Source organism: Massilia alkalitolerans DSM 17462, assembly GCF_000427785.1.
In the GTDB taxonomy this organism is placed as follows: domain Bacteria; phylum Pseudomonadota; class Gammaproteobacteria; order Burkholderiales; family Burkholderiaceae_D; genus Telluria; species Telluria alkalitolerans.
In genome coordinates this window covers 34,382-61,110 of record NZ_ATYR01000011.1, presented here as the reverse complement: position 1 = coordinate 61,110, position 26,729 = coordinate 34,382, and the positions used below count along the sequence as shown (strand labels likewise).

Here is a 26,729-nt window from a genome sequence, read left to right as displayed (position 1 = left end):
AACTTTCCAGACTTTTCCGCTGTGCAAATCGGTCCTTACATCCTGCGTAACAATGTTTTCGTCGCCCCCATGGCCGGGGTGACGGACCGCCCGTTCCGCCAGCTGTGCAAGCAGCTGGGCGCCGGTTACGCGGTGTCCGAGATGGCGGCCTCGAACCCGCGCCTGTGGGCCAGCGAAAAAACCGCGCGCCGCACCGACCATGCCGGGGAGATGGAGCCGAAGGCGGTGCAGATCGCCGGCGCCGATCCGAAGGACCTGGCCGACTGCGCCAGGTTCAACGTCGAGCGTGGCGCCCAGATCATCGACATCAACATGGGCTGCCCGGTCAAGAAGGTGTGCAACAGCTGGTGCGGGTCGGCCCTGCTGCAGCACGAAGACCTGGTCGAGCGCATCCTGCACGCCGTGGTGGAGGCGGTCGACGTTCCCGTCACCCTGAAATTCCGCACCGGCTGGGACCGCCAGAACAAGAATGCCCTGACCATCGCCCGCATGGCCGAACAGGCCGGCATCGCGATGCTGACCCTGCACGGCCGCACCCGCGCCGACGGCTACAAGGGCGACGCCGAATACGACACCATTCGCGCCGTCAAGGCGGCGGTGGGCATCCCGGTGGTCGCCAACGGCGACATCACCACGCCGGAAAAGGCGAAGTACGTGCTCGACTACACCGGCGCCGACGCGGTGATGATCGGCCGCGCCGCCCAGGGCCGGCCCTGGATCTGCCGCGAGATCGACCACTACCTGCGCACCGGCGAACATTTGCCAGCGCCGCTGGTCGAGGAAGTGCGTGGCCTGATGAATGAACACCTGCCGGCGCACTATGCCTTTTATGGCGAGTATGTCGGCGTGCGCACCGCCCGTAAACACATCGGGTGGTATGTGCAGGACTTGCCGGGCGGGGAAGAATTCCGTCAGCGCATGAACCTGCTGGAATCGACCGCCGAGCAGCTGGCGGCGGTCGACGCGTTTTTCAAATCGCAGCTCGGGCATGGCGAGCGGTTACAATACCGACCCGCTCATCCGGCCGATGTGGCGTTGGCAGCATAAGTAGCAGTAATACACATATAAGAATCAGAATAAAACGGGGACACGCTGCGCCAAAAACGCGGCGAGCAATCATTAACCAGGATGAAGCAGCAGAGAACATGAGCAAAGAAAGTATCCAGGAAGTCGTCCAGAAAAGCCTCGAGGACTATTTCAACGATCTCGGCGAGCAGAAGCCGACGAACATCTACGACATGATGGTCCTGACGGTCGAGAAGCCGGTCCTCGAAGTGGTCATGACCCGCGCCGACGGCAACCAGTCGCACGCGGCGCAGATGCTGGGCATCAACCGGAATACTTTGCGCAAGAAACTCCAGGAGCACGGGCTCCTCTAAAGCTCTTTGCATGGCGTGGCCGTGCGTCTGGGCGCGGCCGGTACACCGTCCGTGCGCCCGGGCGTCAGAATTCTCAACCACAGGCCTCACCATGATCAAACAAGCACTGATTTCCGTTTCCGACAAAACCGGCGTCCTCGACTTCGCGAAGGCCCTGGCTGCCCTCGGCGTCAACATCCTGTCCACTGGCGGCACCGCTAAGTTGCTGCAGGAAAATGGCGTGCAAGTTACTGAAGTCGCCGATTACACCGGTTTCCCGGAAATGCTCGACGGCCGGGTCAAGACCCTGCACCCGAAGGTGCACGGCGGCATCCTGGCGCGCCGCGACCTGCCGGAGCACGTCGCCAAGCTCGATGAGCACGGCATCCCGCAGATCGACATGGTCGTGGTTAACCTGTACCCGTTCCAGCAGACCGTCGCCAAGCAGGAGTGCTCGCTGGAAGACGCGATCGAGAACATCGACATCGGCGGCCCGACCATGCTGCGCTCGGCCGCCAAGAACCACCGCGACGTGGTCGTGATCGTCGACCCGGCCGACTATGGCTTGGTGCTGGCGGAAATGAAAGGCACCGGTACTGAAGCAGGCCCGGTCAGCTACGAGACCAAGTTCCGCCTGGCGAAAAAAGTGTTCGCCCACACCGCCCAGTACGACGGCGCGATCACCAACTACCTGACCAGCCTGGGCGAAGACCGCGCGCACGCGACCCGCTCGAGCTACCCGCAGACCCTGAACATGAGCTTCGAGAAGGTCCAGGACATGCGCTACGGCGAGAACCCGCACCAGGGCGCCGCCTTCTACCGCGACCTGGTCGCAACGCCGGGCGCGCTGGCCAACTACCGCCAGCTGCAGGGCAAGGAACTCTCGTACAACAACATTGCCGACGCCGATGCGGCATGGGAATGCGTCAAGACGCTCGGCGGCCTGGGCCAGCCGGCCGGCTGCGTGATCGTCAAGCACGCCAACCCCTGCGGCGTGGCGATCGGCGTCGATGCGCTGGATGCCTACACCCGCGCGCTGCAGACCGACCCGACCTCGGCCTTCGGCGGCATCATCGCCTTCAACGTCGAGGTCGACGGCCGTGCCGCGGAAGCGCTTTCGAAACTGTTCGTGGAAGTGCTGATCGCACCATCCTTCACCGCCGAGGCGCGCCAGATCATGGCGGCCAAGCAGAACGTGCGCCTGCTGGAAATCCCGCTGGGCGAAGGCCAGAACGCCTATGACCTGAAGCGCGTCGGCGGTGGCGTGCTGGTGCAGGCGCCGGACGCGAAGAACGTCGGCCTGGGTGAGCTGCGCGTGGTCAGCAAGAAGCAGCCGACCCAGCAGCAGCTGCAGGACCTGATGTTCGCCTGGCGCGTGGCCAAGTTCGTCAAGTCGAACGCCATCGTGTTCTGCGCCAACGGCATGACCCTGGGCGTCGGCGCCGGCCAGATGAGCCGCATCGACTCGGCGCGCATCGCTTCGATCAAGGCGCAGAACGCCGGCCTGTCCCTGAGCGGTTCGGCAGTGGCCTCGGATGCCTTCTTCCCGTTCCGCGACGGCCTGGACGTGGTGGTGGATGCGGGCGCGACCTGCGTCATTCACCCGGGCGGCTCGATGCGTGACCAGGAAGTGATCGATGCGGCGGATGAGCGTGGTGTGGTGATGCTGTACACGGGGACCCGTCACTTCCGCCACTGATCTACGTAAAATTAGGTCCCGGCCTTCGCCGGGACGACGTTGTTTGAGTTTACCTTTAGCTCAAAGACCGTAATGGGCGCCACTGGCGCCCATCACTTCCGGCGAAGGCCGGAACCCAATTTCCCTAACCGACCACTAACGTTTGCCACCATCACAAAGGCAACGTCACTGTGTTTTTGCACAGTATTTTTTCCCACGAACACCCCGCAGCCGTATATCATTCCACAATGATTATTCTCGGCATCGACCCGGGCCTGCGTACGACGGGCTTCGGCGTCATCGAAAAACACGGCACCAAGCTGCGCTACATCGCGTCCGGCACGATCAAGACCGGTACCGAGGGCGCATTGCCGCCGCGCCTCAAGGTGATACTGAACGGCGTGGGCGAAATCGTCTCGGCCTACGGACCCACCTGCGCGGCCATCGAAAAAGTCTTTGTGAACGTCAACCCGCAGTCCACGCTGCTGCTGGGCCAGGCGCGCGGCGCGGCCATCACGGCCCTGGTCGGCGCCGACCTCGACGTGGCCGAATACACGGCGGTGCAGGTCAAGCAGGCCGTGGTCGGCACCGGAAAGGCCGCCAAGGCCCAGGTGCAGGACATGGTGTCGCGCCTCTTGAAGCTTCCCGGCCTGCCGGGCACCGACGCTGCTGACGCGCTCGGCGTGGCGATCTGCCACGCCCACAGCATGGACACGCTGTCGCTGGTCGGGGCGCTGGCGCCCACGACCAGCACGCTGCGCATGAAACGCAGCCGCCTCGTCTAAGAACAATAGGACAACAACATGATCGGTCGTCTCTCCGGAATCCTGCTCGAAAAAGCGCCTCCGCACGTGCTGGTGGACTGCAACGGCGTCGGCTATGAAGTCGACGTGCCGATGAGCACCTTCTACAACCTGCCGCATACCGGCGAGAAGGTGGTGCTGTTCACCCACCTGGTCGTGCGCGAGGACGCGCACCTGCTGTTCGGCTTCGGCAGCGCTTCCGAGCGGGCCTTGTTCCGCCAGCTGATCAAGATTACCGGCATCGGCGCGCGCATGGCCCTGGCGATCCTGTCGGGCATGTCGGTGGCCGACCTGTCGCAAGCCGTTACCTTGCAGGAAGCCGGCCGCCTGGTGAAGATCCCGGGTATCGGCAAGAAGACCGCCGAGCGCCTGCTGCTCGAACTGAAGGGTAAACTCGGCGCCGACATCGGCGTGGTCGGCGGCGCAGTGCGCGACGACGCCCAGGCCGACGTGCTCAATGCGCTGGTCGCTTTGGGGTATTCTGACAAGGAAGCGCTCCTGGCGATCAAGAACATGCCGGCAGGTAGCAGCGTCTCCGACGGCATCAAGTTTGCACTCAAAGCACTTTCTAAAGCATGAGCATCCAGACCGACAATTTCACCGAGCAGCGCGTCATCGACGCGGCGCCGGCCTCGCCCAACGAGGAGGCAATCGAGCGCGCCTTGCGGCCGAAGCAACTGGACGAATACGTCGGCCAGGCCAAGATCCGCGACCAGCTCGAAATCTTTATTTCCGCCGCGCGCAAGCGCCGCGAAGCGCTCGACCACACGCTGCTGTTCGGTCCGCCGGGCCTCGGTAAAACCACGCTGGCGCACATCATCGCGCGCGAGATGGGCGTGAACCTGCGCCAGACTTCCGGCCCGGTGCTGGAACGTCCGGGCGACCTGGCCGCGCTGCTCACCAATCTCGAGCCGAACGACGTGCTCTTCATCGACGAGATCCACCGCCTGTCGCCGGTGGTCGAGGAGATCCTGTACCCGGCGCTCGAGGACTACCAGATCGACATCATGATCGGCGAGGGCCCGGCCGCGCGTTCCGTGAAGCTCGACCTGCAGCCCTTCACGCTGGTCGGCGCCACCACCCGCGCCGGCATGCTGACCAACCCGCTGCGCGACCGCTTCGGCATCGTCGCGCGCCTCGAGTTCTACAACGTCGACGAACTCACCAAGATCGTCGCCCGCAGCGCCGCGCTGCTCGAGGCCCCGATCAACGAGGCCGGTGCGCGCGAGGTCGCCAAGCGCGCGCGCGGCACCCCGCGTATCGCCAACCGCCTGCTGCGCCGCGTGCGCGACTACGCGGAAGTGAAGGGCACCGGCGAAATCACCGTGGAGATGGCCGACCGCGCGCTGAAGATGCTCGATGTCGACACCGTCGGTTTCGATGTCATGGACCGTAAACTCCTGGAAGCCGTGCTGTTCAAGTTCGCCGGCGGTCCGGTGGGCATCGGCAACCTGGCGGCGGCGATCGGCGAAGCGGCCGACACCATCGAGGACGTGCTCGAACCCTACCTGATCCAGCAGGGCTACCTGCAGCGCACCCCGCGCGGCCGGATCGCCACGCCGCTGGCCTACCAGCACTTCGGCGTCACCGCGCCGCGTATCAGCCCCACGGGCGACCTCTGGGATAGCCTCCCGCCTGCCTGAGCTGCCGGCCGGGTCCGGCCCCTTCGCCTGCGACCCTGGCAGTGGCATTGTTACCACTCGACCGCAAAATATTTAACAAAGAGTCGTTGTGCGCTAGCGACCGCCAGGCGTAGCATCTTCAAGCGGGCCCGGCACTCGATGGTGGCCCGCCTGGAGGCGTGCTGGTAAAGGCTGACATGGCCGGTGCATGCTTGTCGAATCCCGATGCAAGGAGCCGTGATGAGCAAGAGAAGAAACTTCCTTCGGATTGCTTCGCGACTGGGTATGCTGGCGTGCGCAGGGAGCGTGCTCCCGAGGCTCGCACAGGCCCAGTCCGGACTCAACGCGAACGTGCATTACATCGATCCAGGCGTCGCCGATCCTGGCGACGGAACGCTGGCCAAGCCTTTCCGCTCATGGACCAGCGTCAGCTGGACACCCGGCCATACCTACCTGCAGAAGCGCGGCACGACGTATTCGGGGCTGTTCCAGGTGTCGGCCAGCGGCAACGCGTCACAGCGCATCACGATCGGCGCCTATTACCGGTCCGACGGCAGCGACGATACCTCGCGGCCGAAACCGGTGATCGTGCTCCCGGGGGCGCCTACGGTGGCGGCCGCCGGCGCGTCGATCGCGGCCTACAGGCAGGAGCGTGATTTCGTCACCTACCGTCACCTGGACATCCGCAATACCGCCTTGCCGGACGGCAATGACGTAGCGATCATCTGGCTCGGCAATGACTGCGTTTTCGAGAACAACAACGTGTCTTCGAACAGGGCCGGCGTGGTTATCTACGAAAAAAACCGCGTAACCGTGTCGAATTGCGTACTCGACGTCATCAGCAACGGTCCGGACTATGGCAACCAGGGAATCCTGGCCGCCGGGTATGCCAGCATGGACGATATCCGCCTGCTCAATAATACTGTATGGCATCGTGGCGGCGGCTCGGCGGCATCCTACGGCATCCGTTGTGAAACCTACAGCAGCACGAGTTTCCTGAACCGCCTGGTGATCCGCGGGAACCGCGTCTCTCCGCCACCCGGTGTCGCCTACAACGCGAACCGCAGGGCGATCGGTATCTACCTGGTCCAGGCGCAGGCCGCCACCCTGGACAGGAATACCGTCACCGGCATGCTGACCGGGATCTTCATCAACGGTGGAGACCGCAGCTACGTGGGCAACAACAACTGCAGCAACAACATGAATTTCGGGATCCATATCAGCGGCCTCGCCAAGGCTTACACCATCGAGCGCAACGTCTGCAATGCCAATGGCGGGACCCTCAGCAGCACGTATTACGGCCGGGGCATCGAGTTGTCGTCCAAGGTCGGCCCGGACGCGGTCTCCGGACATACGATCCGCTACAACACCTGCAGGTTCAACTACAACTACGGCGGCCCGCTGGACAACGGGTCAGAAGGCGTCGGCATCGGCGTGGACGATGGGGCCAGCAAGTGTGCGATCTACGGGAACATCCTCTCGAATAACGAAGGCAATGGCATCCAGATGTACGGCGGCGGCGACCGCGCCAGGTGGCCGGATACCGGCGGCCATACGATCCAGTCCAACTGGCTGGATTCGAACTGCAGCGTTTCGGTCCTGAACCGGCGCAGCGGTGGAAAAACACCCAGTCCGTTCCAGGCGCATATCGCACTGGCCTACATCTATGGCAGCCCCACCGTCGTGTCGAAAAATACCTTCCTGGGAAAGACCAGCATGCGCGTGTACACCGACGGCACGGATGCGAACGTCACGGTGGTCGGCAGGGGCTGACCAGCCTGCCACGCCCGCGCTCCCCCCAAGCGCATGACAATTGTCATGCCAAACTGATGGCGCCTGCATCTACAGGCGCCATCGCGTTGTTCGCATACTGGCTTCACACCCACCCTGCGAGGAACGCATGAAGCCCACCGCCCTGAAAGTCCTGTCCGCCGCTGCCGCCCTGATGCTGGCAATGTCCGCCAACGCCGCCCCCACCCTGGTCCGGGACGTGCGCGTGTTCGACGGCGAGCGCGTGCACGAACGCCGCTCGGTCCTGTTCGACAAGGGCGTCATCGTCGACGCCGACTTCCGCGGCGCGGTCCCAAGCGGCACGCGCATCGTCAGCGGCGCCGGCCGCACCTTGCTGCCGGGCCTGATCGACGCGCACGTGCACGCCTTCCGCTTCCTGGAGCTGCCGCTGCTGTTCGGTGTCACCACCCAGGTCGACATGTTCAACGACGTGCAGATCATGCGCGACCTGAGCGCGGCCATGGCGGCCGGGAAGAACAGCGGGCGCGCGGACATGTTCTCGGCCGGCACGCTGGCCACCGCGAAGGGCGGACACGGCACCCAGTTCGGCATGCCGATCCCGACCCTCGCCACGCCGGCCGAGGCCCAGGCCTTCGTGGATGCGCGCATCGCCGAAGGCTCGCACTTCATCAAGATCGTGCTGGAAGACGGCCACGGCGCCCAGCGCATGAACAGCCTGGATATCGCCACCGCCAAGGCCCTGATCGAGGCCGCACACCGGCGCGGCAAGCGGGCCGTCGTGCATGTCAGCACGCTCGAGAACGCGCGTGCCGCGCTCGAGGCCGGCGCGGATGGGCTGGTACACCTCTTTATCGGCACGGACATCGCGGCGCGCGACGCGCAGGCGCTGGCGCAACTGGCCAAGGCCAAGCGCGCCTTCGTGGTCCCGACCTATGTGGTGCTCGAGAGCATGGCGGGCGTGAAGACGGACGGACTGCTGGCCGATCCCACCCTCGCGGCACTGCTGGACAAGGAGCAGCGGCAGCCGATGCGCTCCAGCTATGGCCAGTCGCCCAAGCCGGACCTCTTGGTGGCGCCCAGGGCCGTCATCGCCGCCATGCACCGTGCCGGCGTGCCGGTGCTGGCCGGCACCGATGCCGGCAATGCGGGCACCCAGTACGGCATCAGCATGCACCATGAACTGGCGGCGCTGGTGGCGGCCGGATTGAGCCCGGGTGCGGCGCTGGCTGCCGCCACCAGCGCGCCGGCGCGGGCCTTCGGCCTCGGCAAGCGCGGGCAGGTGGCGAAGGGCTACAAGGCCGACCTGCTGCTGGTAGAGGGCAACCCGCTGGCAGACATCGCCAGTACCCGCCGCATCGTCGAGGTCTGGAAGGATGGCGAAAGCGCCGAGCCGCTGCGTGCGCGGCAGCGCGAGCGGGTGGCCCAGGAAAACGCGGCGCCCGGTCTCGCGCCGGTAGCGCTGCCGCCCGATGGGCGCATCAGCCTGTTCAGCAAGGAGAAGCTGGCCAGTCCCTTCGGCATGGGCTGGTCCGCGACCCACGACGGCATGATGGGCGGCGCCTCGAGCGCGACGCTGGAACTGCTTCCCGTCGAAGCCGGCGCCCCGGCGGCGCTGGCGGTGACGGCGCGCGTGGTGAAGGCGAACTTCCCCTATCCATGGGCGGGGCTGGCCTTCGGGCCGGGCGCCGGGCCGATGCAGCCGGCCAACCTCAGTGCGGCGAAGACGATTGCGTTCCGGGTGCGTGGCGACGGCAAGCGCTATGCCCTCAGTTTGATGTCGCGTGGTACCACCATTCCGGCCAGCGTGCCCTTTACCGCCGGCGCCGACTGGAAGGAAGTGTCGGTCCCGCTGAGCCGCTTTCCCGGCATCGATCCATCCCTGCTGACCATGATAGGATTCAATGCCGGCCCCGAGCCCGGCGACTACCGTTTCGAGATCGCCGATGTGCGCCTGCTGGACCGCTAACCCGACCCGCTTCACGACATGAACAAGATCAGACAGGTGCTGGCGGGGCCATGGCTCCCGCCGGAGCAGGGCAGGATGCCGTACTTCTGGCTGCTGAGCCTGGCCTACATGGGCTGGAAGTACGCCTATGTCCCTCCGGGTGCTGGGGAGCTGGCCATGCTGGTCCTGACGCTGGCCGTGTTCATACCGCTCTACCTTGCAAGCTTCTGGGCGCGCGGCCGGCAGGTGCTCGTCTTCATGCTGGCGGGCTGCCTGCTCGGCGCCGCCTGGGCGCCCTGGAACCCGGGCGCCGCCACCTTCTTCATCTTCGCCTGCGCCATGGCGGCCGGGATCGCGACGATGAAATACGCCGTGGCGGCGATCGTGGCCGTCATCGTGCTGGCGCTGCTGGCCTCGCTGCAGCTCGACGGGAACTGGCGCTTCATGTTCCTGATGCCAGTCCTGACCGCCGGCCTGCCGGTGGGCATGGGCGCCTTCATGGATGCGCGCCTGCGCCGCTCGCGCCAGGCGCTGATGCGCAAGCAGGAAGAGGTCGAGCACCTGGCCACCATCGCCGAGCGCGAGCGCATCTCGCGCGACCTGCACGACCTGCTCGGACACTCGCTCTCGCTGATCGCGCTGAAGGCCGAGCTGGCGCGCAAGCTGGTGCACCGCGACGCGGATGCCTGCGCCCGCGAAGTGGGCGACATCGAAACCAGCGCGCGCCAGGCCCTGGCCGAAGTGCGCGCCGCAGTAACGGGCTACCGCGAGAAGGGCCTGGGGCATGCGCTGGCGAGCGCCCGCGCCAGCCTGGCGGCGGCCGACGTCCGGCTGGAGGAAAAGGTGGAGCGCTTCGCGCTGGCGCCGGCCGCCGAGAACGTGCTGGCGCTGGCGCTGCGCGAAGCCGTCACCAATGTGGTGCGCCACGCCGGCGCACGCCGCTGCAGCGTGTCGCTGGGCCTGGAACACGGCGTGGCGGTGCTGCGCATCCTGGATGACGGCAAGGCGCGCAGCGAGGCCGACATCCGGCACGGCAATGGCTTGTGCGGCATGCGCGAGCGTGCCCAGTCACTCGGCGGCAGGCTGGCGCTGCGCGCCCGCGCCGGTCTCGAACTCGAACTGCGCGTGCCTGCCGGAGTGTCCTCATGATTCGCATCCTGCTGGCCGAGGACCAGGCCCTGGTCCTCGGTGCGATGGCCGCGCTGCTCAGGCTCGAGCCGGATTTCGAGGTGGTCGGCGCCGCCACCAACGGCAGGGAAGCCCTCGGCATGTGCGAGCGGCTCCAGCCCGACATCGTCCTGACCGACATCGAGATGCCCCTGATGACCGGGCTGGAACTGGCGGCCGAGGTGAAGGAGCGCCGCTTGCCGCCGAAGCTGATCGTGGTGACCACCTTCGGGCGTAGCGGCTACCTGCGCCGCGCCCTGGAGGCGGGGGTGCGCGGCTACCTGCTCAAGGATGCGTCGGTGGATTCCCTGGCGGCCGCCATCCGCGCGGTGCACGGTGGCGGGCGCGCGATTGCGCCCGAGCTGGCGATGGAAAGCTGGAGCGGCGGCGCCGATCCGCTCACCGAACGCGAACGCCAGGTGCTGCGCCTGGCCGGGGAAGGGCGCAGCAGCAGCGACATCGCGCGCCAGGTGCACCTGTCCGAAGGGACGGTGCGCAACTACCTGTCCGAGGCGATCAGCAAGCTGGGCGCCGCCAACCGGGTCGACGCCTATCGCATGGCGCGCGACGCCGGCTGGCTGTAGCTCTCCTCAAAGGTGGTGCACTACGGACAGGCGCGACTGGCGGCCTTCGCGGGCGCGCACGCGGCCCGCGCTCGGCCCCTGCAGCATCAGGAGGGTGAGCGCGAGCGACACGATCAGCGTGAAGCCGAGCAGCGCCCCGCTCAGCCACAGGGCGGTCGGCTCGGCGCTGCCCCACAGGATCGCGCTGCCCGCCACGAAGGTAAGCAGCAGCGCCGCGGCGGACACCCGGCCCAGCGCGGGCGAGCGCTTGATGCGGTGCCCAGCCATGCCGATGAAGAAGAAGCCCGACGCGGCCAGCAGCATGGCCGCCAGCAGGGCGGCGGAGCGCGACAGTTCAGGCGCGGAGGCGCCGTTCGGGAACAACATCACCGGGGGTGCCACCAGCACCAGGATTCCGGCCATCAGGCAGGCCAGACGCAAGAAGATCATTCGGCTTTCCTCGTAAATTCGTTGTAATAACAACTCAGCAATACGAGACGATATCGAATTTGCAATTGTTGCGGCGCGCGAATGAAGTTTAGTGACTGACGCTTTTGGAGAACAGGTTGATTACCGCTACTCCTGCGACGATCAATCCGAGGCCGGCGATGGCGGGCAGGTCGAGGCGCTGCCCGTAGACGAACCAGCTGATCAGCGAGATCAGCACGATGCCGACCGCCGACCAGATCGCATAGGCGATTCCCGTAGGCAGCACGCGCAGGCTGAAGGTCAACAGGTAAAAGGAGAGCGCGTAGCAGATCACCGTGATGAGGCTGGGGACCGGCCGGGTGAAGCTGTCGGACGCCTTGAGCGCGGTGGTGCCGATGACCTCCGTGACGATGGCGAAGGCGAGGTAGAGATAGGCTTGGAACTGGGTCATGCGCCCATCATACAGGGCGAGCGGCCGGCGCCTGCGGGCACGGGCCGCTGCCTGGGGATTACTGCTCGCGGACCCAGGTCTGCGAACGGCCGAACATCGGCGCGCCGATGTAGCCGCGCACTTCCAGCTTGCTGCCGTTGTCCTTCAGGGCCGCCTTGCTCTTGTAGGTCTTGCCCTTGGACGGATCGAGGATCTCGCCGCCGGTGTACTCGTTGCCGTCCTTCTTCAGGCCGGACAGGATGGTCATGCCGATGATCGGCTGGTCCTTGCGCGCGCCTTCGCAGGCGGTGCATTTCGGGTTCTGGTCCTGGTCGGCCGGGCGGAACAGCTTTTCGATCTTGCCGGTCAAAACGCCGTTTTCCTCGGTGATGCGTACCAGGGACTTGGGTTTGCCGGTTTCGTCGTCGATCGTTTTCCAGGTGCCTGCGGCCGAGGTGTTCTGGGCCATGGCAGCCGGTGCGGCGAGGATTAGGGCAATCAGGCTTGCCTGCATCAGTTTACGCATTGTGGGTCTCCATTGTTGTTGTCTGACGGGACCAGTGTAGCAAACTGTATTCACGGCCGGGTCATCGAAATCCGAGGAAGTATTCGAATTGGATGGGTTCCAACAAAAAACGCGGCCGAAGCCGCGTATTTCGTTTAGCGATGCCGAATCAGGCTGCCGGCAATTTCGCCAGCTGCTCCTGCATCTTGGCCAGCGTCGCCGAGAAGTTCGCCACGCGTTCCTTCTCCTGCTCCACCACCGCGGCCGGGGCGCGGGCGACGAAGCTTTCGTTGGACAGCTTGGCGCTGGCCTTGGCGATCTCGCCCTGCAGGCGCGCGATCTCTTTAGAGAGGCGCTCGCGCTCGGCGGCGACGTCGATCTCGACCTTCAGCATCAGCTTGGTGGTACCGACGATCGACACGGCGGCCGGCGATTCCGGCAGCGCGTCGACCACCTGCACCTCCTGCAGCTTGCCCAGTGCCTGGATGTAGGGGGCGAACACCACCATGCGGGCGCGGTCTTCCTCGTTGCCCGGTTCGACGATCAGCGGCACGCGCACCGACGGCGACAGCGACATCTCGCCGCGCAGGTTGCGGGTGGCGTCGATCAGGGTCTTGAGCTGCTCCATCCAGGCTTCCGCCTCTTCGCTCACGAACGAGGTGTCGGCCAGCGGGTAGGGCTGCAGCATGATCGAATCACCGGTCTTGCCGGCCAGCGGCGCGATTGCCTGCCACAGGGCTTCGGTCACGAACGGGATGATCGGGTGCGCCAGGCGCAGCACCACTTCCAGCACGCGCAGCAGGGTGTGGCGGGTGGCGCGCTGCTGCGCTTCCGTGCCCTGCTGGACCGAGACCTTGGCCAGCTCCAGGTACCAGTCGCAGTATTCGTACCAGACGAAGTTGTAGATGCTGCTGGCGATGTTGTCGAAGCGGTAGTCGGCAAAGCCCTTGGCGATATCGAGTTCGACGCGGTTCAGCAGCGAGATGATCCAGCGGTCGGCCTGCGACAGGTCTTCCGGGTTCGGCTGTCCACAGTCCTTGCCTTCCGTGTTCATCATCACGAAGCGGGTGGCGTTCCACAGCTTGTTGCAGAAGTTGCGGTAGCCTTCGCAGCGGCCGAGGTCGAAGTTGATGTTGCGGCCCAGCGAAGCGTAGCTCGCCATGGTGAAGCGCACGGCGTCGGTGCCGAAGGCCGGGATCCCTTCCGGGAATTCCTTGCGGGTGGCTTTCGCGATCTTATCAAGAGCGCGCGGGTCCATCAGGCCGGTGGTGCGCTTGGCCACCAGCGACTCGACGTCGATGCCGTCGATCAGGTCGATCGGGTCGAGGGTGTTGCCCTTCGACTTGGACATCTTCTGGCCCTGGCTGTCGCGCACCAGGCCGTGCACGTACACGGTCTCGAACGGCACCTTGCCGGTGAAGTGGGTCGTCATCATCACCATGCGGGCGACCCAGAAGAAGATGATGTCGAAGCCGGTCACCAGCACCGACGAGGGCAGGAAGTGCTTCATGTCCGGGGTTTCTTCCGGCCAGCCCATGGTCGAGAAGGGCACCAGGGCCGAGGAGAACCAGGTATCCAGCACGTCATCGTCGCGGCGCAGCGCGCCGGTAATGCCTTGCGCCGCGGCCTTGGCCTGCGCTTCTTCCTCGGTGCGGGCGACCACGATCTGGCCATCTTCGGCATACCAGGCCGGGATGCGGTGGCCCCACCACAGCTGGCGCGAGATGCACCAGTCCTGGATGTTGCCCAGCCACTGGTTGTAGGTGGTCGTCCAGTTCTCGGGCACGAACTTGATCTCGCCGTTGGCGACCTTTTCCAGCGCCACGTCGGTGATCGACTTGCCCGGGTTGAAGGTGCCTTCCGGCGCCGGTTTGCTCATGGCGACGAACCACTGGTCGGTCAGCATCGGCTCGATGACGACGCCGGTGCGATCGCCGCGCGGCACCATCAGCTTGTGCGGCTTGACTTCGGCCAGCAGGCCTTGCGCTTCCAGGTCGGCGACGATCTGCTTGCGCGCCGCGAAGCGGTCCAGGCCCTGGTACTGGCTCGGGCCGTTCTCGTTGATCTTGGCGTCCAGGGTGAAGATGTTGATCGGCGCGAGGTTGGCGCGCTGGCCGACGGCGTAGTCGTTGAAATCGTGGGCCGGGGTGATCTTGACGCAGCCGGTGCCGAATTCCTTGTCGACGTAGCTGTCCGCGATCACCGGGATCTGGCGGCCGGTCAGCGGCAGGGTCAAGAGCTTGCCGTGCAGGTGGGTATAGCGCTCGTCGGTCGGGTCCACCGCCACGGCGACGTCGCCCAGCAGGGTTTCCGGACGGGTGGTGGCGACGGTCAGGTGGCCCGAGCCGTCGGCCAGCGGGTACTTGATGTACCACATCGAGCCGTCTTCTTCCTGCGAATCGACTTCCAGGTCCGACACGGCGGTGCCCAGCACCGGGTCCCAGTTGACCAGGCGCTTGCCGCGGTAGATCAGGCCTTGCTCGTACAGGCGCACGAAGACTTCCGCCACGGTCTTGGTGCGGCTTTCGTCCATCGTGAAGTATTCGCGCTTCCAGTCCGGCGAGGTGCCCATGCGGCGCATCTGGCCGGTGATGGTGTTACCCGACTTTTCCTTCCATTCCCAGACCTTCTCGACGAAGGCTTCGCGGCCGAGGTCGTGGCGCGAGATCTTCTGGGCGTCGAGCTGGCGCTCCACCACGATCTGGGTGGCGATGCCGGCGTGGTCGGTGCCCGGGATCCAGGCGGTGTTATAGCCGCGCATGCGGTAGTAGCGGGTCAGGCCATCCATGACGGTCTGGTTGAAGGCATGGCCCATGTGCAGGGTGCCCGTGACGTTCGGCGGCGGCAGCTGGATGCTGAACGACGGCTTGCCGTCTTCCATGGTGGCGGTGAAGTAACCGCGCTGTTCCCACTCGGTGCGCCAGTATTGTTCAATGTCTGCGGGCTCGAAAGACTTGGCAAGTTCCATGATGTGGTCAACTAAAAAATTGTGCGAAAAGAACCATTATAGAGTAGATGCGGCTATAATCCGCCCCGCTGCGTTCCGGAAAGCCGGGCGCGGCACACGCTAGGGGTCCTGCTGTCGCAAACGCGACACGCGGGTGAGAAATACCCTCCGAACCTGATCTGGATAATGCCAGCGAAGGGAAGCAGTCAGAACACGGCCCAGGGCGCACATGCGCCTGCCTGGCCGATCTGGCACACTCCTTTGCTGGCTCCGCAAAGGAGCCACATGAACGCACCGCTCAAATTCGACGCCGCGACCGCCACGGTCGACCAGGCAGCCATCGAACCCTTCCCCAACTCGCGCAAGGTCTACATCGACGGCAGCCGGCCCGACATCCGCGTACCGATGCGCGCCATCTCGCAGTCGCCGACACCCGACAGTTTCGGCGGCGAGGAGAATCCGCCGCTGTTCGTCTACGACACTTCCGGACCCTACACCGACCCGGCGGCCAGCATCGACATCCGCCGCGGCCTGGGTACGCCGCGCACGCCGTGGATCCTCGAAAGGGGCGATACCGAGGAGTTGGCGGGCCCCACTTCCGACTACGGCAAGGCGCGCCTGCTTGACCCGGCGCTCACTGCCCTGCGCTTCGAGCTGCAGCGCACCCCGCGCCGCGCCCGCAGCGGGCGCAACGTCACCCAGATGCACTATGCGCGCCAGGGGATCGTGACCCCCGAGATGGAATTCGTCGCCCTGCGCGAGAACCTGCGCCGCAAGGAATACCTGGCTTCGCTGGTCGATTCCGGTCCCATGGGCGCGCGCGTGGCCAGCCTGCTGTCGCGCCAGCATCCGGGGCAGTCCTTCGGCGCCAGCATCCCCGCCGAGATCACGCCCGAGTTCGTGCGCGACGAAGTGGCGCGCGGCCGCGCCATCATCCCGGCCAACATCAACCACCCGGAAATCGAGCCGATGATCATCGGCCGCAACTTCCTGGTGAAGATCAACGCCAACATCGGCAACTCGGCGGTGACGTCCTCGATCGGCGAGGAAGTGGAAAAGATGACCTGGGCGATCCGCTGGGGCGCCGACAACGTGATGGACCTGTCGACCGGCAAGCACATCCACGAGACGCGCGAATGGATCATCAGGAATTCGCCAGTGCCGATCGGAACGGTGCCGATCTACCAGGCGCTGGAAAAGGTCGGCGGCAAGGCCGAGGAACTCACCTGGGAGATCTACCGCGATACGCTGATCGAGCAGGCGGAGCAGGGCGTCGACTACTTCACCATCCACGCCGGCGTGCGCCTGGCCTATGTGCCGATGACGGCCAAGCGCCTGACCGGCATCGTCTCGCGCGGCGGTTCCATCATGGCCAAGTGGTGCCTGGCGCATCATCGGGAATCCTTCCTGTACACGCATTTCGAGGAGATCTGCGAGATCATGAAGGCCTACGACGTGTCCTTCAGCCTGGGCGACGGCCTGCGCCCCGGCTCGATCTACGACGCCAACGACGAAGCCCAATTGGCCGAGCTGAAGACCCTGGGCGAGCTCACGCAGATCGCCTGGAAACACGACGTCCAGACCATGATCGAGGGCCCCGGCCACGTGCCGCTGCACCTGATCAAGGAGAACATGGACCTGCAGCTGGAGCAGTGCAGCGAGGCGCCGTTCTACACCCTGGGGCCGCTCACTACCGACATCGCGCCCGGCTACGACCACATCACCTCGGGCATCGGCGCCGCTACCATCGGCTGGTACGGCACCGCCATGCTGTGCTACGTCACGCCCAAGGAGCACCTGGGCCTGCCCGACAAGAACGATGTCAAGGACGGCATCATCACCTACAAGATCGCGGCCCACGCGGCCGACCTGGCCAAGGGCCACCCTGGCGCCCAGCTGCGCGACAACGCCCTGTCGAAAGCGCGCTTCGAATTCCGCTGGGCAGACCAGTTCAACCTCGGCCTCGACCCGGACAAGGCGCGCGCCTTCCACGACGAGACCCTGCCCAAGGAGTCCAGCAAGGTGGCGCACTTCTGCTCGATGTGCGGCCCGCATTTCTGTTCGATGAAGATCACGCAGGAGGTGCGCGAGTATGCCGCCGCCAGCGGGGTGGCCGAAGGAGCCGCGCTGGCGAAAGGCATGGAAGAGAAGGCGATCGAGTTCGTGCGCGGCGGCGCCAAGCTGTACCGGGAGGTCTGATGACGGAGATCGAACTGAACGGCGCCCTGTACCAGGTGCCGGCCGGCGTGTCGCTGCAGGACCTGGCCGGCCAGCTGGGCCTGGCCGAGCAGGCGGTGGCGGTGGCGGTCAACCGCGAAGTGGTGCCGCGCCAGCAGTGGCCGCAGCGCCGGCTGCAGGCCCGCGACAAAGTGGACATCGTGCGCGCCATCGGTGGCGGTTGAAAACAAGGAGATGACAATGAATGCAATCGTAGAGAACGACTTCCTGACCATCGCCGGGCGCCAGTACGCTTCGCGCCTGCTGGTCGGCAGCGGCAAGTACCGCGACCTGGCGCAGACGCGCGACGCCACGCTGGCAGCCGGCGCCGAGATCGTCACCGTGGCGATCCGCCGCGTGAACATCGGCCAGGACCCGAACGCTCCCAGCCTGCTCGACGTGCTGCCCCTGGAGGAATTCACCATCCTGCCCAACACGGCCGGCTGCTACACGGCCAAAGATGCGATCTACACCCTGCAGATGGCGCGCGAACTGCTGGGTGGGCGCAAGCTCGTCAAGCTGGAGGTGCTGGGCGACGAGAAGACCCTGTTCCCGCAGATGCCCGAAACGCTCAAGGCGGCGGAGGTCCTGGTGCGCGACGGCTTCGACGTGATGGTCTATTGCAGCGACGACCCGGTGCAGGCCCGCATCCTGCAGGAGATCGGTTGCGTCGCCGTGATGCCGCTGGCCTCGCTCATCGGTTCCGGCATGGGCATCCTGAATCCCTGGAACCTTTCGCTCATCATCGAGCAGGCCACGGTGCCGGTGCTGGTCGATGCCGGCGTCGGCACGGCTTCGGATGCGGCGATCGCGATGGAGCTCGGCTGCGACGGCGTGCTCATGAACACCGCGATCGCGGCCGCCCATGATCCGGTGCGCATGGCGCGCGCGATGCGCCACGCCGTCATCGCCGGGCGCGAGGCCTGCCGGGCGGGACGCATGCCGAAACGCTTCGCGGCCTCGCCCTCGTCGCCGGTGCAGGGCATGGTTACCTGATGGTGCCGACCGTGCTGGTGTTCGCCGGGCTCGATCCCGGCGGCGGGGCAGGGCTGGCGGCGGACATCGCCGCCATCGGCGCCCTCGGCGGCCATGCGCTGCCGGTGGCGACGGCCCTGACCGTCCAGGACAACAACCGGGTGCACGAGGTGCAGCCGGTCGACGCCGGCCTGGTCCTGCGCCAGGCCGATGCCCTGGTCGATTCCTTCGGCATCGACGCGGTCAAGATCGGCATTCCCGGCAGCCGCGAGAACGCGGCCGTCATCGCCCGGCTTCTGCGCCGGCTGCGCGCGACCGACCCGCATCTGCCGGTCGTGCTCGACCCGGTGCTGGCCAGCGGCCACGGCGACGCGCTCGGCAAGGGCAACGCGATCGCCGCGCTGGCCGAGCTGCTGCCGCTGGCCACCGTGCTGGTGCCGAACCTGCCGGAGGCGGCGGCGCTGGGTGCGCTGCCCTGCGAGCACGTTCTGGTCACCGGCGGACATGGCGAGGGGGACGTCGTCGTCAACCGCTGGCTGCAGGGCGGCGTGGAGCAGCGCAGCTGGCGCCTGCCGCGCCTGCCGCACAGCTACCACGGCAGCGGCTGCACGCTGGCCGCCGCCATCGCGGCGCGCCTCGCGCTGGGCGACCCGATGGCGCAAGCGCTCGAGCACGCCCAGGACTACTGCCACCAGACGCTGGCGCACGCCTTCCGGATTGCGCCCGGACAGCGCATCCCGCGCCGCATCCTGCAACCCCACTGAGAAAGGATCATTCTTGAACAAGCACTTCATGCGGGGGCTCTACCTCGTCACCCCGGACTGGGACGATACCGGGCGCCTGCTCGCGGTCACCGACCTCGCCCTGAGCGCCGGCGCGTCCCTGGTGCAGTACCGCCATAAAAGCGCCAGCCCGGCCTTGCGGGCCGAGCAGGCCGCAGCCCTGCTGGCGCTGTGCCGCAGCCACAAGCGGCCGCTCGTGATCAACGACCACATCGACCTGTGCCGCGACCTCGACGCCGACGGCGTGCACGTCGGCGGCACGGATATGTCGGTGGCGCAGGCGCGGGCCCTGCTGGGACCAGGCAAGATCGTCGGCGCCTCCTGCTATGGCGAGCTGAAGCTGGCCGAGAACGCCCAGCAGGCGGGCGCCAGCTACGTAGCCTTCGGCGGTTTCTATCCTTCGCCGGTCAAGAAGTACAGCTTCGTCACGCCGCCCGAACTGGTCGAGGTCTGGCGCGACCGCGTGGCCCTGCCGATGGTGGTGATCGGCGGCATGACCCCGCCGAATGCGGCGCCGCTGGTGCGGCGCGGCGCCTCGATGGTGGCGGCGATCACGAGCGTGTACGCGGCAGCGGACCCGGCGGCGGCCGTGCGCGACTTCTGCGCGCTGTTCCGGCACGCCTGAACTTACAATGGCAGCGTTGCCACTCTTGCCATCCCGACCATGCGAGCGCTGCGCCTGCTCATCCATACCCGCCGCCACCCGTCGGCCATCCTGCTGCTGGTGCAACTGCTCGGCATGCTGCTGTATCCCTTCATCGAGGGGGCGCCGGCCGGGCATACGGCCTTCAACGTGTTCGGGGTGCTGGTGCTGGCGCTGACCATCCGCATGGTGCGGCGCACGCCGGGCGAAACCCGGATCAGCGTGGGGCTGGCAGTGCCGATCGTGATCCTGCTCGCCCTGCAGAGTTTCTTCGACATGCGCAGCGGCCTGCTGGCCTGGTCGTCGGCGCTGGAAGCGCTGTTCTACTTCTACGCCGCCGGCAGCCTGATCGCCTACATGATGGAGGACCGCAAGGCCACCACCGACGAGCTGTTCGCGGCCGGCGCCACCTTCACCCTGCTGGCCTGGGGCTTCACCCACCTGTACCTGATGGTGCAGGAGCTCCACCCGGGCACCTTCGCCGCCGCGGTCAACGCCTCCGCCCCGCGCACCTGGAGCGAACTGAATTACCTGAGCTTCGCGCTGCTGTCGAGCACCGGCATCGGCGACGTGATTCCGCTCACCGTGCATGCGCGCGCCCTGTGCAGCATCGAAATGCTGGTGGGCGTGATGTATCTCGCGGCCGTGGTGGCGCGCCTGATCGGCTTTACCACCCAGGGCAAGATCCACCGGCGCCACCCGGATGCACCGCGCGAACCCTGGGAAGAAGACTAGCGCATCCGTGGTGAATAAAATGCAGCCCGCACGCGCCGTGTTAAGTCTTCAATAAGACGCATGCCTTAACTTGGCGCGGTTTGCGGCTCCGGCATCCCGCCATCGCTGCGCCACGTTTTGTGTGCATGATGCCGAAAGCCCGGATACTGAGAACCTTCCTTGCCGTCCTGCTGGCGCCGCTCGCCGCCTATGCGCTCGCCGCCGCCTCTCCCAAGCCGATGTTCGACTACCGCTACAGCTACGAGAACTACCGGATCTGGTCCGATCGACCCATCCCGGACGAGATCACCGCGGTGCTGGACGACGTGACGCGGCGCCTGCGCACCTCGAGCCTGCACGAGCGCGAGACGCCGGTCGAGATCTTCTTCTGCCACGAGCCCTGGCGCCTGTGGTTCTACGGCGGCCGTTTCAGCACCGAGGTGGGCGGGACGGCCAACGTCTGGTTGACCCGGCAGGTGTTCATCCGCGCCTCCGACATCCCGGCCAACCGCATCCAGACGCCGACCGGCAAGCCGCTGGCCGATGCCGCGCAGCGCCCGCTGTCCTACTTCATCGCGCACGAGATCACCCACAACGACGTGTCGCGCGGTTTCGGGCGCACGGTCATGCTGCGCTATCCGGAATGGCTGCTGGAAGGCTATGCCGACTACGTGGGCAAGGCCGGCGATTTCGATTTCGAGGAAAACCACGCCTTGTTCGCCGCCGGGGCCAGCGCCCTCGATCGCGACAGGAGCGGACTGTATCGCGAATTCCACCTGAAGGTCGCCTACCTGCTCGACAAGAAGGGCTGGACCCTGCAGCAGGTGTTCGCGAATCCGCCCGACGAGGAAGAACTGGACGCCCGGCTGCGCGCGCAGCGCCCACATATGTATCAATTTGCGCCCGCCGTGGATTGACCGGCCGCGGCGCCGCATGCGATATTGCCTTTCTAGCCACTTCCTTCGAAAGCATCCGCAATGCGTCTTTACGTCACCGCCCTTGTCCTCGCACTGGCCAGCGCCGGTTGCGCCCAGGTCCCCACCGCCGCCACCATCTCGCCGGAGGCGCTGCGCACCCACGTGCAATACCTTTCCTCAGACGAGCTGGAAGGCCGCGGCACGCCCTCGCGCGGGCAGGACCTCGCCACCGACTATATCGCGGCCCAGTTCCGCAAGGCCGGCCTGGAGCCGGCCGGCGACGACGGCTACTTCCAGACCGCGACCTGGCAGTACGCAGAGCGCAAGGCGGACGACGTGAGCCTGAGCGTGCTTGCCGGCGGCAGCACCGTCACCGTGCCGGCCGGCGGCGCGACCGGCAACTTCCTCGATCCGGTCACCCTGGCGGCCACGCCGGCGGTGTTCATGAGCTGGAAGGATGCGCTGGACAACAGCGACGCCGCCAACGGCAAGGTGCTGGTGGTGCCGGCCCCGCCGGTGCCGCGCGCCGCGCGCCAGCTGCAGGAAAAACTCAAGGGCAAGCCGCTGCTGGTCGTCATGATCGACCGCGAGCGCCGTCATGGCGCCGGCACCGGCGGCTGGCTGATCGATCCGGAGCAGGCTGCGCCGCAGGGCGCGGTGCCGGTGCTGTTGCTGCATGCGCCTGACGCCGCGGCGGCGCTGGAGAAGGGTGGCGCAAGCGTGAGCGCGCGGGTCGCCGCCCCGAGCATCCGCCCGGTCAAGCTGCGTAACGTGGTCGGCGTGCTGCGCGGTTCCGATCCGGTGCTGAAGAACACCTACGTCCTGATGACGGCGCACCACGACCACGTCGGCATCCGCGACGGCGAGGTCTACAACGGCGCCAACGACGACGCCAGCGGCGTGGTGTCGCTGATCGAGGCCGCCAACGTCCTGGCCGCGCGCAAGGAGCGCCCGCGCCGCAGCATCGTGTTCATGACCTTCTTCGGCGAGGAACTCGGCATGCTGGGCTCGAAGTACTATGCGCGCCATCCGGTGTTCCCGCTGAAGGACACGGTGGTGAACATCAACCTCGAGCAGACCGGCCGCACCGACGACAGCGAAGGCAAGCAGCTCGATTCGATCGCCATGACCGGCTACGACTTCTCGACACTCGGCGACATGCTCAAGAAGTCCGCCGAGCGCACGGGAGTGCGCCTGTGGAAGCATGCGGCCTTCAGCGACGCCTTCTTCTCGCGCGCCGACAACCAGTCGCTGGCCGACGCCGGCGTGCCGGCGCACACCCTGTCGGTGGCCTACGGCTTCCCGGATTACCACGGCAAGGACGACACCTGGGACAAGCTCGACTACGACAACATGGCGCGCGTCACGCGCATGCTGACCGAAGGCGTGTATGACATCGCCAACGCGACCGAGCGCCCGACCTGGACGGCGGCGCCGAAGGCGGCCAACTACGCCGCCAAGGGACGCGCGCTCACGGCCGGCAAGGCGGCAGCCAAGTGAACGGTGGCGCGGTCCTGGTGCGGCGTTTGCTGGCGGACGAGTGGCAGGCCTACCGCACGATCCGCCTGCGCGCGCTGGCGGATGCGCCCGAGGCCTTCGGCAGCAGGCTGGCGCGGGAAGAGGCGCTGCCGGACGATACCTGGGCGACGCGCGTGGCGAAGTCGGCGGTCTCCGGCATCGATTGCGCGCTGGTGGCGGAAGTGGAAGGCCAGCTCGCCGGCCTGCTGTGGGCCAAGGTCGACGCCCAGGATGCCGGCAGGGTGAATTTGTTCCAGATGTGGGTGGCGCCGCAATGCCGCGGCCGCGGCGTGGCCGCTGCTTTATTGGACGAGGCGCTCGGATGGGCGAGAACGCGTGGGACCCGGGTGGTGCACCTGGGCGTGAACAGCGAGAATGCAGGCGCGCTCAGGCTGTATGAGCGCGCGGGCTTCCAGCCGATCGGCGAGCCCTATCTGATGCGCGAGGGGGCCGCGCACATGGAGCAGGAAATGCGCCTGGATCTATCCGGGCCAGCATGAAAAAATGGGACGCCCGGAGGCGTCCCATTTTCATTGCAGCGCCAGGGTTTAGTTACCGCAGCCCAGCGAAGCGATGCGGTCGCGTGCGGCCTTGGCCTGCACCAGGCCGAAGCCGTACTTGGTGTCGCGGCCCGCGGTGCCCAGGTCGAGCGCGCTCTTGGTGAGCGACGCGCGCATCTGCGCAGCGGTACAGGTCGGGAAGTAGCTCCACACCAGGGCAGCAACGGCCGACACGTGCGGGGTCGCCATCGAGGTGCCGTCGAAGTAGGCGTAGTTGCTGGCGCGGATGCCGACCGTCGCGCTCTGGCCCAGCTGCTGCTTCATCGCGGCGCCGTCAAGATCGGTCGCGGTGACGGACGGGATGCTGGTCACGGTGGTGCCCAGCGTGCCGCCGAACGCGCCCGCCACGTTGTTGTACACCACGGCGCCGACGCCGCCGCTGTTCTGGCAGTTGCTGACCTTGACCGCGAAGTCCACGGTGCCGCGCTGGATCAGGCAGACCTTGCCCGAGACAGCGGTGTTGACCTTGTCGCCGATGCCGAAGTCGGCCAGCGGTGCGGTGGCGGTCTTGACCGGCGAGCCTTCCATCGCGCCCGGGGCGTAGGTGCTGCTGCCAACGGTCAGGACGGCTTCCTGGCCGGTGCCCATCGGGACGGTCGACAGGACGCTGACGCCCGGGCCGGCCAGTTCGACCTTGCTGTTGTACTGCGAGAAGCTGGCCCACGCCTTGTTCTCGTCGACCGCGCCGACCATGATCACGCTGGTGTAGCCGGCCGGGTAGGAGACCACGGTATTGCCGTCGTTGCCGGCTGCGGCCAGGTTCAGCACGCCCTTGGAGTACAGCGTGTCGAAGGCCTTCTGTTCGGTGGTGCTCTTGCGGCCGCCGCCCAGCGACATGCTGATCACGTTCGCGCCGGCGGCGCCGCACTTGTTGGCGGCCGAGGCCAGGGTCGAGGAGTAGGCCCAGCCGTTGGCGCCGAACACCTTCACGATGTGCAGCTTGAGCTGCTTGTTGGCGGCCACGCCGACCACGCCGGTGCCGGCGTTGTTGATGGCGGCGATGGTGCCGGCCACGTGGGTGCCGTGGCTGTTCTCGTCGGTGTACCACCAGCCGGTGCCGGCGTCGTATTCGCCGGTGACCGCGTTGGCAGACAGGTCCTCGTGGTTGCGGTCGTAGCCCGAGTCGATGATGCAGACCTTGCGGTTCGAGGCGCTGGCGTCCGACAGCAGGTCGGCCTGCACCTGCTTGATGCCGTACGGGACCAGCTGGCCCGACGCATACGGGGTGCCGGTCGACGGCGAGGTGAGCGCGAAAGGCTTGCGGATCACGTCTTCTTCGATGTATTCGACGTTCGGGTTGTTCTCCAGGCCTTTCAGCGCGACTGCCGGGACCTCGATGGCCATGGCGTTCATGCCGAAGATTTCGTGCTTGACCGAGCCCTTGGACGCAGCGACGGCCGACTTCACCTTGGCGGCGGCGCCCGGCTTGAAGGCGACGATGACGCGGGTGGTGTCGGGAGCTGCGGCCTGCGCGTTGCCGAACACGCCGGCAGCGACCAGGGCTGCCAGGCAAACGCGGAGGGAGGATGCGCGAGTGTTTTTGTCTACCATTAATCTTCTCCGTTTGAAAACAAAGTTATTGCGCCTTGGCTCTGTAGGCCTCGTACGCTTTTTGTGCCACCTCATGGGTGGTAAAAATAGTGTATTTCAAAAACTTGTATATATGCACACCGGATTCAACTGTGCGCAGGAAACACTTGATCAGGCACAGCTCGCTACCGATTGTCCATACACACTGTCTTTACTACGTGTTATCGTTTTTCCCAAATACCCGCAGAAAACGCAGCGGCGCGCTACGCTTACCCTCACTCCTTGTTATCATTTCAAACTTTACGGCGTTGCAATCCGCGGCGTCCAACGCTCGGTTCAGGAAGGGAAACATGAAGACCAAGGCTGCAGTTGCATGGAAGGCGGGTCATCCGCTCACGATCGAAGAAGTCGAACTCGAAGGCCCGAAGGCCGGCGAGGTGCTGGTCGAGGTCAAGGCGACCGGCATCTGCCACACCGACTACTACACGCTGTCCGGCGCCGATCCGGAAGGCCTGTTCCCGGCCATCCTCGGCCATGAAGGCGCGGGCGTGGTGGTGGACGTCGGCCCGGGCGTCACCAGCCTGCGCAAGGACGACCACGTCATTCCGCTGTACACCCCGGAATGCCGCCAGTGCAAGTTCTGCCTGTCGCAAAAAACCAACCTGTGCCAGGCGATCCGCTCCACGCAAGGCCGTGGCCTGATGCCTGACGCGACTTCCCGTTTTTCGCTGGACGGCAAGCCGCTCTACCACTACATGGGCACCTCGACCTTCTCGAACTACATCGTGGTGCCGGAGATCGCGCTGGCCAAGGTGCGTTCGGACGCGCCCTTCGACAAGATCTGCTACATCGGTTGCGGCGTCACCACCGGCATCGGCGCGGTGATCTTCACGGCGAAAGTGGAGGCGGGCGCCAACGTGGTCGTGTTCGGCCTGGGCGGCATCGGCCTGAACGTGATCCAGGCGGCCAAGATGGTGGGCGCCGACAAGATCATCGGCGTGGACCTGAACCCGGAACGCGAAGCCATGGCGCGCAAGTTCGGCATGACCCACTTCATCAACCCGACCAAGGTCGAGAACGTGGTCGACTCCATCGTCCAGCTGACCGACGGCGGCGCCGACTACAGCTTCGAATGCGTGGGTAACGTCACCACCATGCGCCAGGCGCTGGAGTGCTGCCACAAGGGCTGGGGCCAGTCGATCATCATCGGCGTGGCGGCGGCGGGCCAGGAAATCTCGACCCGTCCGTTCCAGCTGGTGACGGGCCGTGTGTGGAAGGGCTCCGCCTTCGGCGGCGCGCGCGGCCGCACCGACGTGCCGAAGATCGTCGACTGGTACATGGAAAACAAGATCAACATCGACGACCTGATCACCCACCACCTGCCGCTCGAGCGCATCAACGAAGGCTTCGACCTGATGAAGTCGGGCGAGTCGATCCGCTCGGTCGTGGTCTTCTGATACCCGCCGTCCGGCATCCTCGACGCGGCCCTCCGGGCCGCGTTTTTTCATTCTGCTCCGCCATTTCGGCCGCCTGTCGCACCGGGCTGGCCCTCATCCCCGCACACGCCTAGAGTATCTGCATCGCCGGACAGGTCCGGACCAAAGTAGAAAAAAAGTTCTAGACATTTTTATCTAGAACTTTTAATCTAGTTGCTAACGATGAGGGGACACACCC

At 66.0% G+C, this 26,729-nt stretch carries 25 protein-coding genes and 1 riboswitch; of the genes, 20 read left to right on the top strand and 5 right to left on the bottom strand.

The genetic code is table 11. The features are described 5' to 3' along the window. Positions 1-21 precede the first annotated feature (21 nt). The 10 genes from dusB to YWC_RS0113100 all read left to right on the top strand — a co-directional run bounded on the left by dusB (position 22) and on the right by YWC_RS0113100 (position 10,909). On the top strand, positions 22-1,047 hold the full coding sequence (gene dusB, locus YWC_RS0113145) for a tRNA dihydrouridine synthase DusB (RefSeq protein ID WP_027865798.1): 1,026 nt from the start codon (positions 22-24) through the stop codon (positions 1,045-1,047). Positions 1,048-1,145: 98 nt separating this feature from the next. Further along, positions 1,146-1,379 carry a helix-turn-helix domain-containing protein gene (locus YWC_RS0113140; protein ID WP_027865797.1) on the top strand — a complete coding sequence of 78 codons (234 nt, stop codon included), beginning with the start codon at positions 1,146-1,148 and terminating at the stop codon, positions 1,377-1,379. 91 nt (positions 1,380-1,470) lie between these two features. Continuing rightward, positions 1,471-3,057: a bifunctional phosphoribosylaminoimidazolecarboxamide formyltransferase/IMP cyclohydrolase gene (purH, locus tag YWC_RS0113135; protein WP_027865796.1), complete on the top strand. Its 1,587-nt coding sequence runs from the start codon at positions 1,471-1,473 to the stop codon at positions 3,055-3,057. A 227-nt stretch (positions 3,058-3,284) separates the two neighbouring features. Then, positions 3,285-3,821, top strand: coding sequence for a crossover junction endodeoxyribonuclease RuvC (gene ruvC / locus YWC_RS0113130; RefSeq protein WP_027865795.1), 537 nt, complete (start codon positions 3,285-3,287; stop codon positions 3,819-3,821). Between the two features lie 18 nt (positions 3,822-3,839). Next, a complete protein-coding gene (gene ruvA / locus YWC_RS0113125; protein ID WP_027865794.1) occupies positions 3,840-4,418 on the top strand; it encodes a Holliday junction branch migration protein RuvA in 579 nt (192 codons plus the stop codon). Continuing rightward, positions 4,415-5,482 carry a Holliday junction branch migration DNA helicase RuvB gene (ruvB, locus tag YWC_RS0113120; protein WP_027865793.1) on the top strand — a complete coding sequence of 356 codons (1,068 nt, stop codon included), beginning with the start codon at positions 4,415-4,417 and terminating at the stop codon, positions 5,480-5,482. The genes ruvA and ruvB overlap by 4 nt, the downstream gene beginning before the upstream one ends. Before the next feature lie 285 nt (positions 5,483-5,767). Beyond that, positions 5,768-7,234, top strand: a complete 1,467-nt coding sequence (locus YWC_RS0113115; protein ID WP_169728115.1) for a right-handed parallel beta-helix repeat-containing protein — start codon at positions 5,768-5,770, stop codon at positions 7,232-7,234. Between the two features lie 127 nt (positions 7,235-7,361). Beyond that, entirely contained in the window at positions 7,362-9,179 is a 1,818-nt protein-coding gene (locus YWC_RS0113110; protein ID WP_027865791.1) for a CIA30 family protein, read from the top strand. Positions 9,180-9,197: 18 nt separating this feature from the next. Continuing rightward, the gene (locus YWC_RS0113105; protein WP_027865790.1) at positions 9,198-10,307 is read left to right on the top strand and encodes a sensor histidine kinase; all 1,110 of its coding nucleotides are present in this window, start codon (positions 9,198-9,200) and stop codon (positions 10,305-10,307) included. After that, a complete protein-coding gene (locus tag YWC_RS0113100; protein ID WP_027865789.1) occupies positions 10,304-10,909 on the top strand; it encodes a response regulator transcription factor in 606 nt (201 codons plus the stop codon). Before YWC_RS0113105 ends, YWC_RS0113100 begins: the two co-directional genes overlap by 4 nt. A 6-nt stretch (positions 10,910-10,915) precedes the next feature. Here the strand turns inward: YWC_RS0113100 and YWC_RS0113095 are convergent, their stop codons facing one another. The 4 genes from YWC_RS0113095 to YWC_RS0113080 all read right to left on the bottom strand — a co-directional run bounded on the left by YWC_RS0113095 (position 10,916) and on the right by YWC_RS0113080 (position 15,220). Next, entirely contained in the window at positions 10,916-11,338 is a 423-nt protein-coding gene (locus YWC_RS0113095) for a hypothetical protein (protein ID WP_027865788.1), read from the bottom strand. 88 nt (positions 11,339-11,426) lie between these two features. Further along, a complete protein-coding gene (locus YWC_RS0113090; RefSeq protein ID WP_027865787.1) occupies positions 11,427-11,768 on the bottom strand; it encodes an SMR family transporter in 342 nt (113 codons plus the stop codon). 58 nt (positions 11,769-11,826) lie between these two features. Further along, positions 11,827-12,273, bottom strand: a complete 447-nt coding sequence (locus YWC_RS0113085; RefSeq protein WP_027865786.1) for a DUF2147 domain-containing protein — start codon at positions 12,271-12,273, stop codon at positions 11,827-11,829. A gap of 148 nt (positions 12,274-12,421) precedes the next feature. After that, on the bottom strand, positions 12,422-15,220 hold the full coding sequence (locus YWC_RS0113080) for a valine--tRNA ligase (RefSeq protein WP_027865785.1): 2,799 nt from the start codon (positions 15,218-15,220) through the stop codon (positions 12,422-12,424). A gap of 91 nt (positions 15,221-15,311) precedes the next feature. Next, positions 15,312-15,417, top strand: a riboswitch (TPP riboswitch). 67 nt (positions 15,418-15,484) lie between these two features. Here YWC_RS0113080 and thiC point away from each other — a divergent pair. The 9 genes from thiC to YWC_RS0113035 all read left to right on the top strand — a co-directional run bounded on the left by thiC (position 15,485) and on the right by YWC_RS0113035 (position 23,465). After that, entirely contained in the window at positions 15,485-17,398 is a 1,914-nt protein-coding gene (thiC, locus tag YWC_RS0113075) for a phosphomethylpyrimidine synthase ThiC (RefSeq protein WP_027865784.1), read from the top strand. Beyond that, complete coding sequence (gene thiS / locus YWC_RS0113070; protein ID WP_027865783.1) at positions 17,398-17,601, top strand: sulfur carrier protein ThiS; 204 nt, start codon at positions 17,398-17,400, stop codon at positions 17,599-17,601. Before thiC ends, thiS begins: the two co-directional genes overlap by 1 nt. A gap of 16 nt (positions 17,602-17,617) precedes the next feature. After that, positions 17,618-18,412: a thiazole synthase gene (locus YWC_RS0113065; protein ID WP_027865782.1), complete on the top strand. Its 795-nt coding sequence runs from the start codon at positions 17,618-17,620 to the stop codon at positions 18,410-18,412. Further along, on the top strand, positions 18,412-19,155 hold the full coding sequence (gene thiD, locus YWC_RS0113060) for a bifunctional hydroxymethylpyrimidine kinase/phosphomethylpyrimidine kinase (RefSeq protein WP_027865781.1): 744 nt from the start codon (positions 18,412-18,414) through the stop codon (positions 19,153-19,155). Before YWC_RS0113065 ends, thiD begins: the two co-directional genes overlap by 1 nt. Before the next feature lie 28 nt (positions 19,156-19,183). Continuing rightward, complete coding sequence (gene thiE / locus YWC_RS0113055) at positions 19,184-19,798, top strand: thiamine phosphate synthase (protein ID WP_027865780.1); 615 nt, start codon at positions 19,184-19,186, stop codon at positions 19,796-19,798. Positions 19,799-19,837: 39 nt separating this feature from the next. After that, complete coding sequence (locus YWC_RS29280; RefSeq protein ID WP_051306434.1) at positions 19,838-20,551, top strand: ion channel; 714 nt, start codon at positions 19,838-19,840, stop codon at positions 20,549-20,551. A gap of 125 nt (positions 20,552-20,676) precedes the next feature. Further along, entirely contained in the window at positions 20,677-21,447 is a 771-nt protein-coding gene (locus tag YWC_RS0113045; protein ID WP_027865779.1) for a hypothetical protein, read from the top strand. A 60-nt stretch (positions 21,448-21,507) separates the two neighbouring features. Beyond that, entirely contained in the window at positions 21,508-22,947 is a 1,440-nt protein-coding gene (locus YWC_RS0113040) for a M28 family metallopeptidase (protein WP_027865778.1), read from the top strand. Next, on the top strand, positions 22,944-23,465 hold the full coding sequence (locus YWC_RS0113035; protein ID WP_027865777.1) for a GNAT family N-acetyltransferase: 522 nt from the start codon (positions 22,944-22,946) through the stop codon (positions 23,463-23,465). Before YWC_RS0113040 ends, YWC_RS0113035 begins: the two co-directional genes overlap by 4 nt. 48 nt (positions 23,466-23,513) lie before the next feature. Here YWC_RS0113035 and YWC_RS0113030 read toward each other — a convergent pair whose 3' ends face one another. Beyond that, on the bottom strand, positions 23,514-25,076 hold the full coding sequence (locus YWC_RS0113030) for a S8 family serine peptidase (protein WP_027865776.1): 1,563 nt from the start codon (positions 25,074-25,076) through the stop codon (positions 23,514-23,516). Positions 25,077-25,405: 329 nt separating this feature from the next. On the opposite strand from YWC_RS0113030, the gene YWC_RS0113025 reads away from it, so the two are divergent. After that, positions 25,406-26,512, top strand: coding sequence for an S-(hydroxymethyl)glutathione dehydrogenase/class III alcohol dehydrogenase (locus YWC_RS0113025; RefSeq protein ID WP_027865775.1), 1,107 nt, complete (start codon positions 25,406-25,408; stop codon positions 26,510-26,512). The last annotated feature ends 217 nt before the right edge of the window (positions 26,513-26,729 follow it).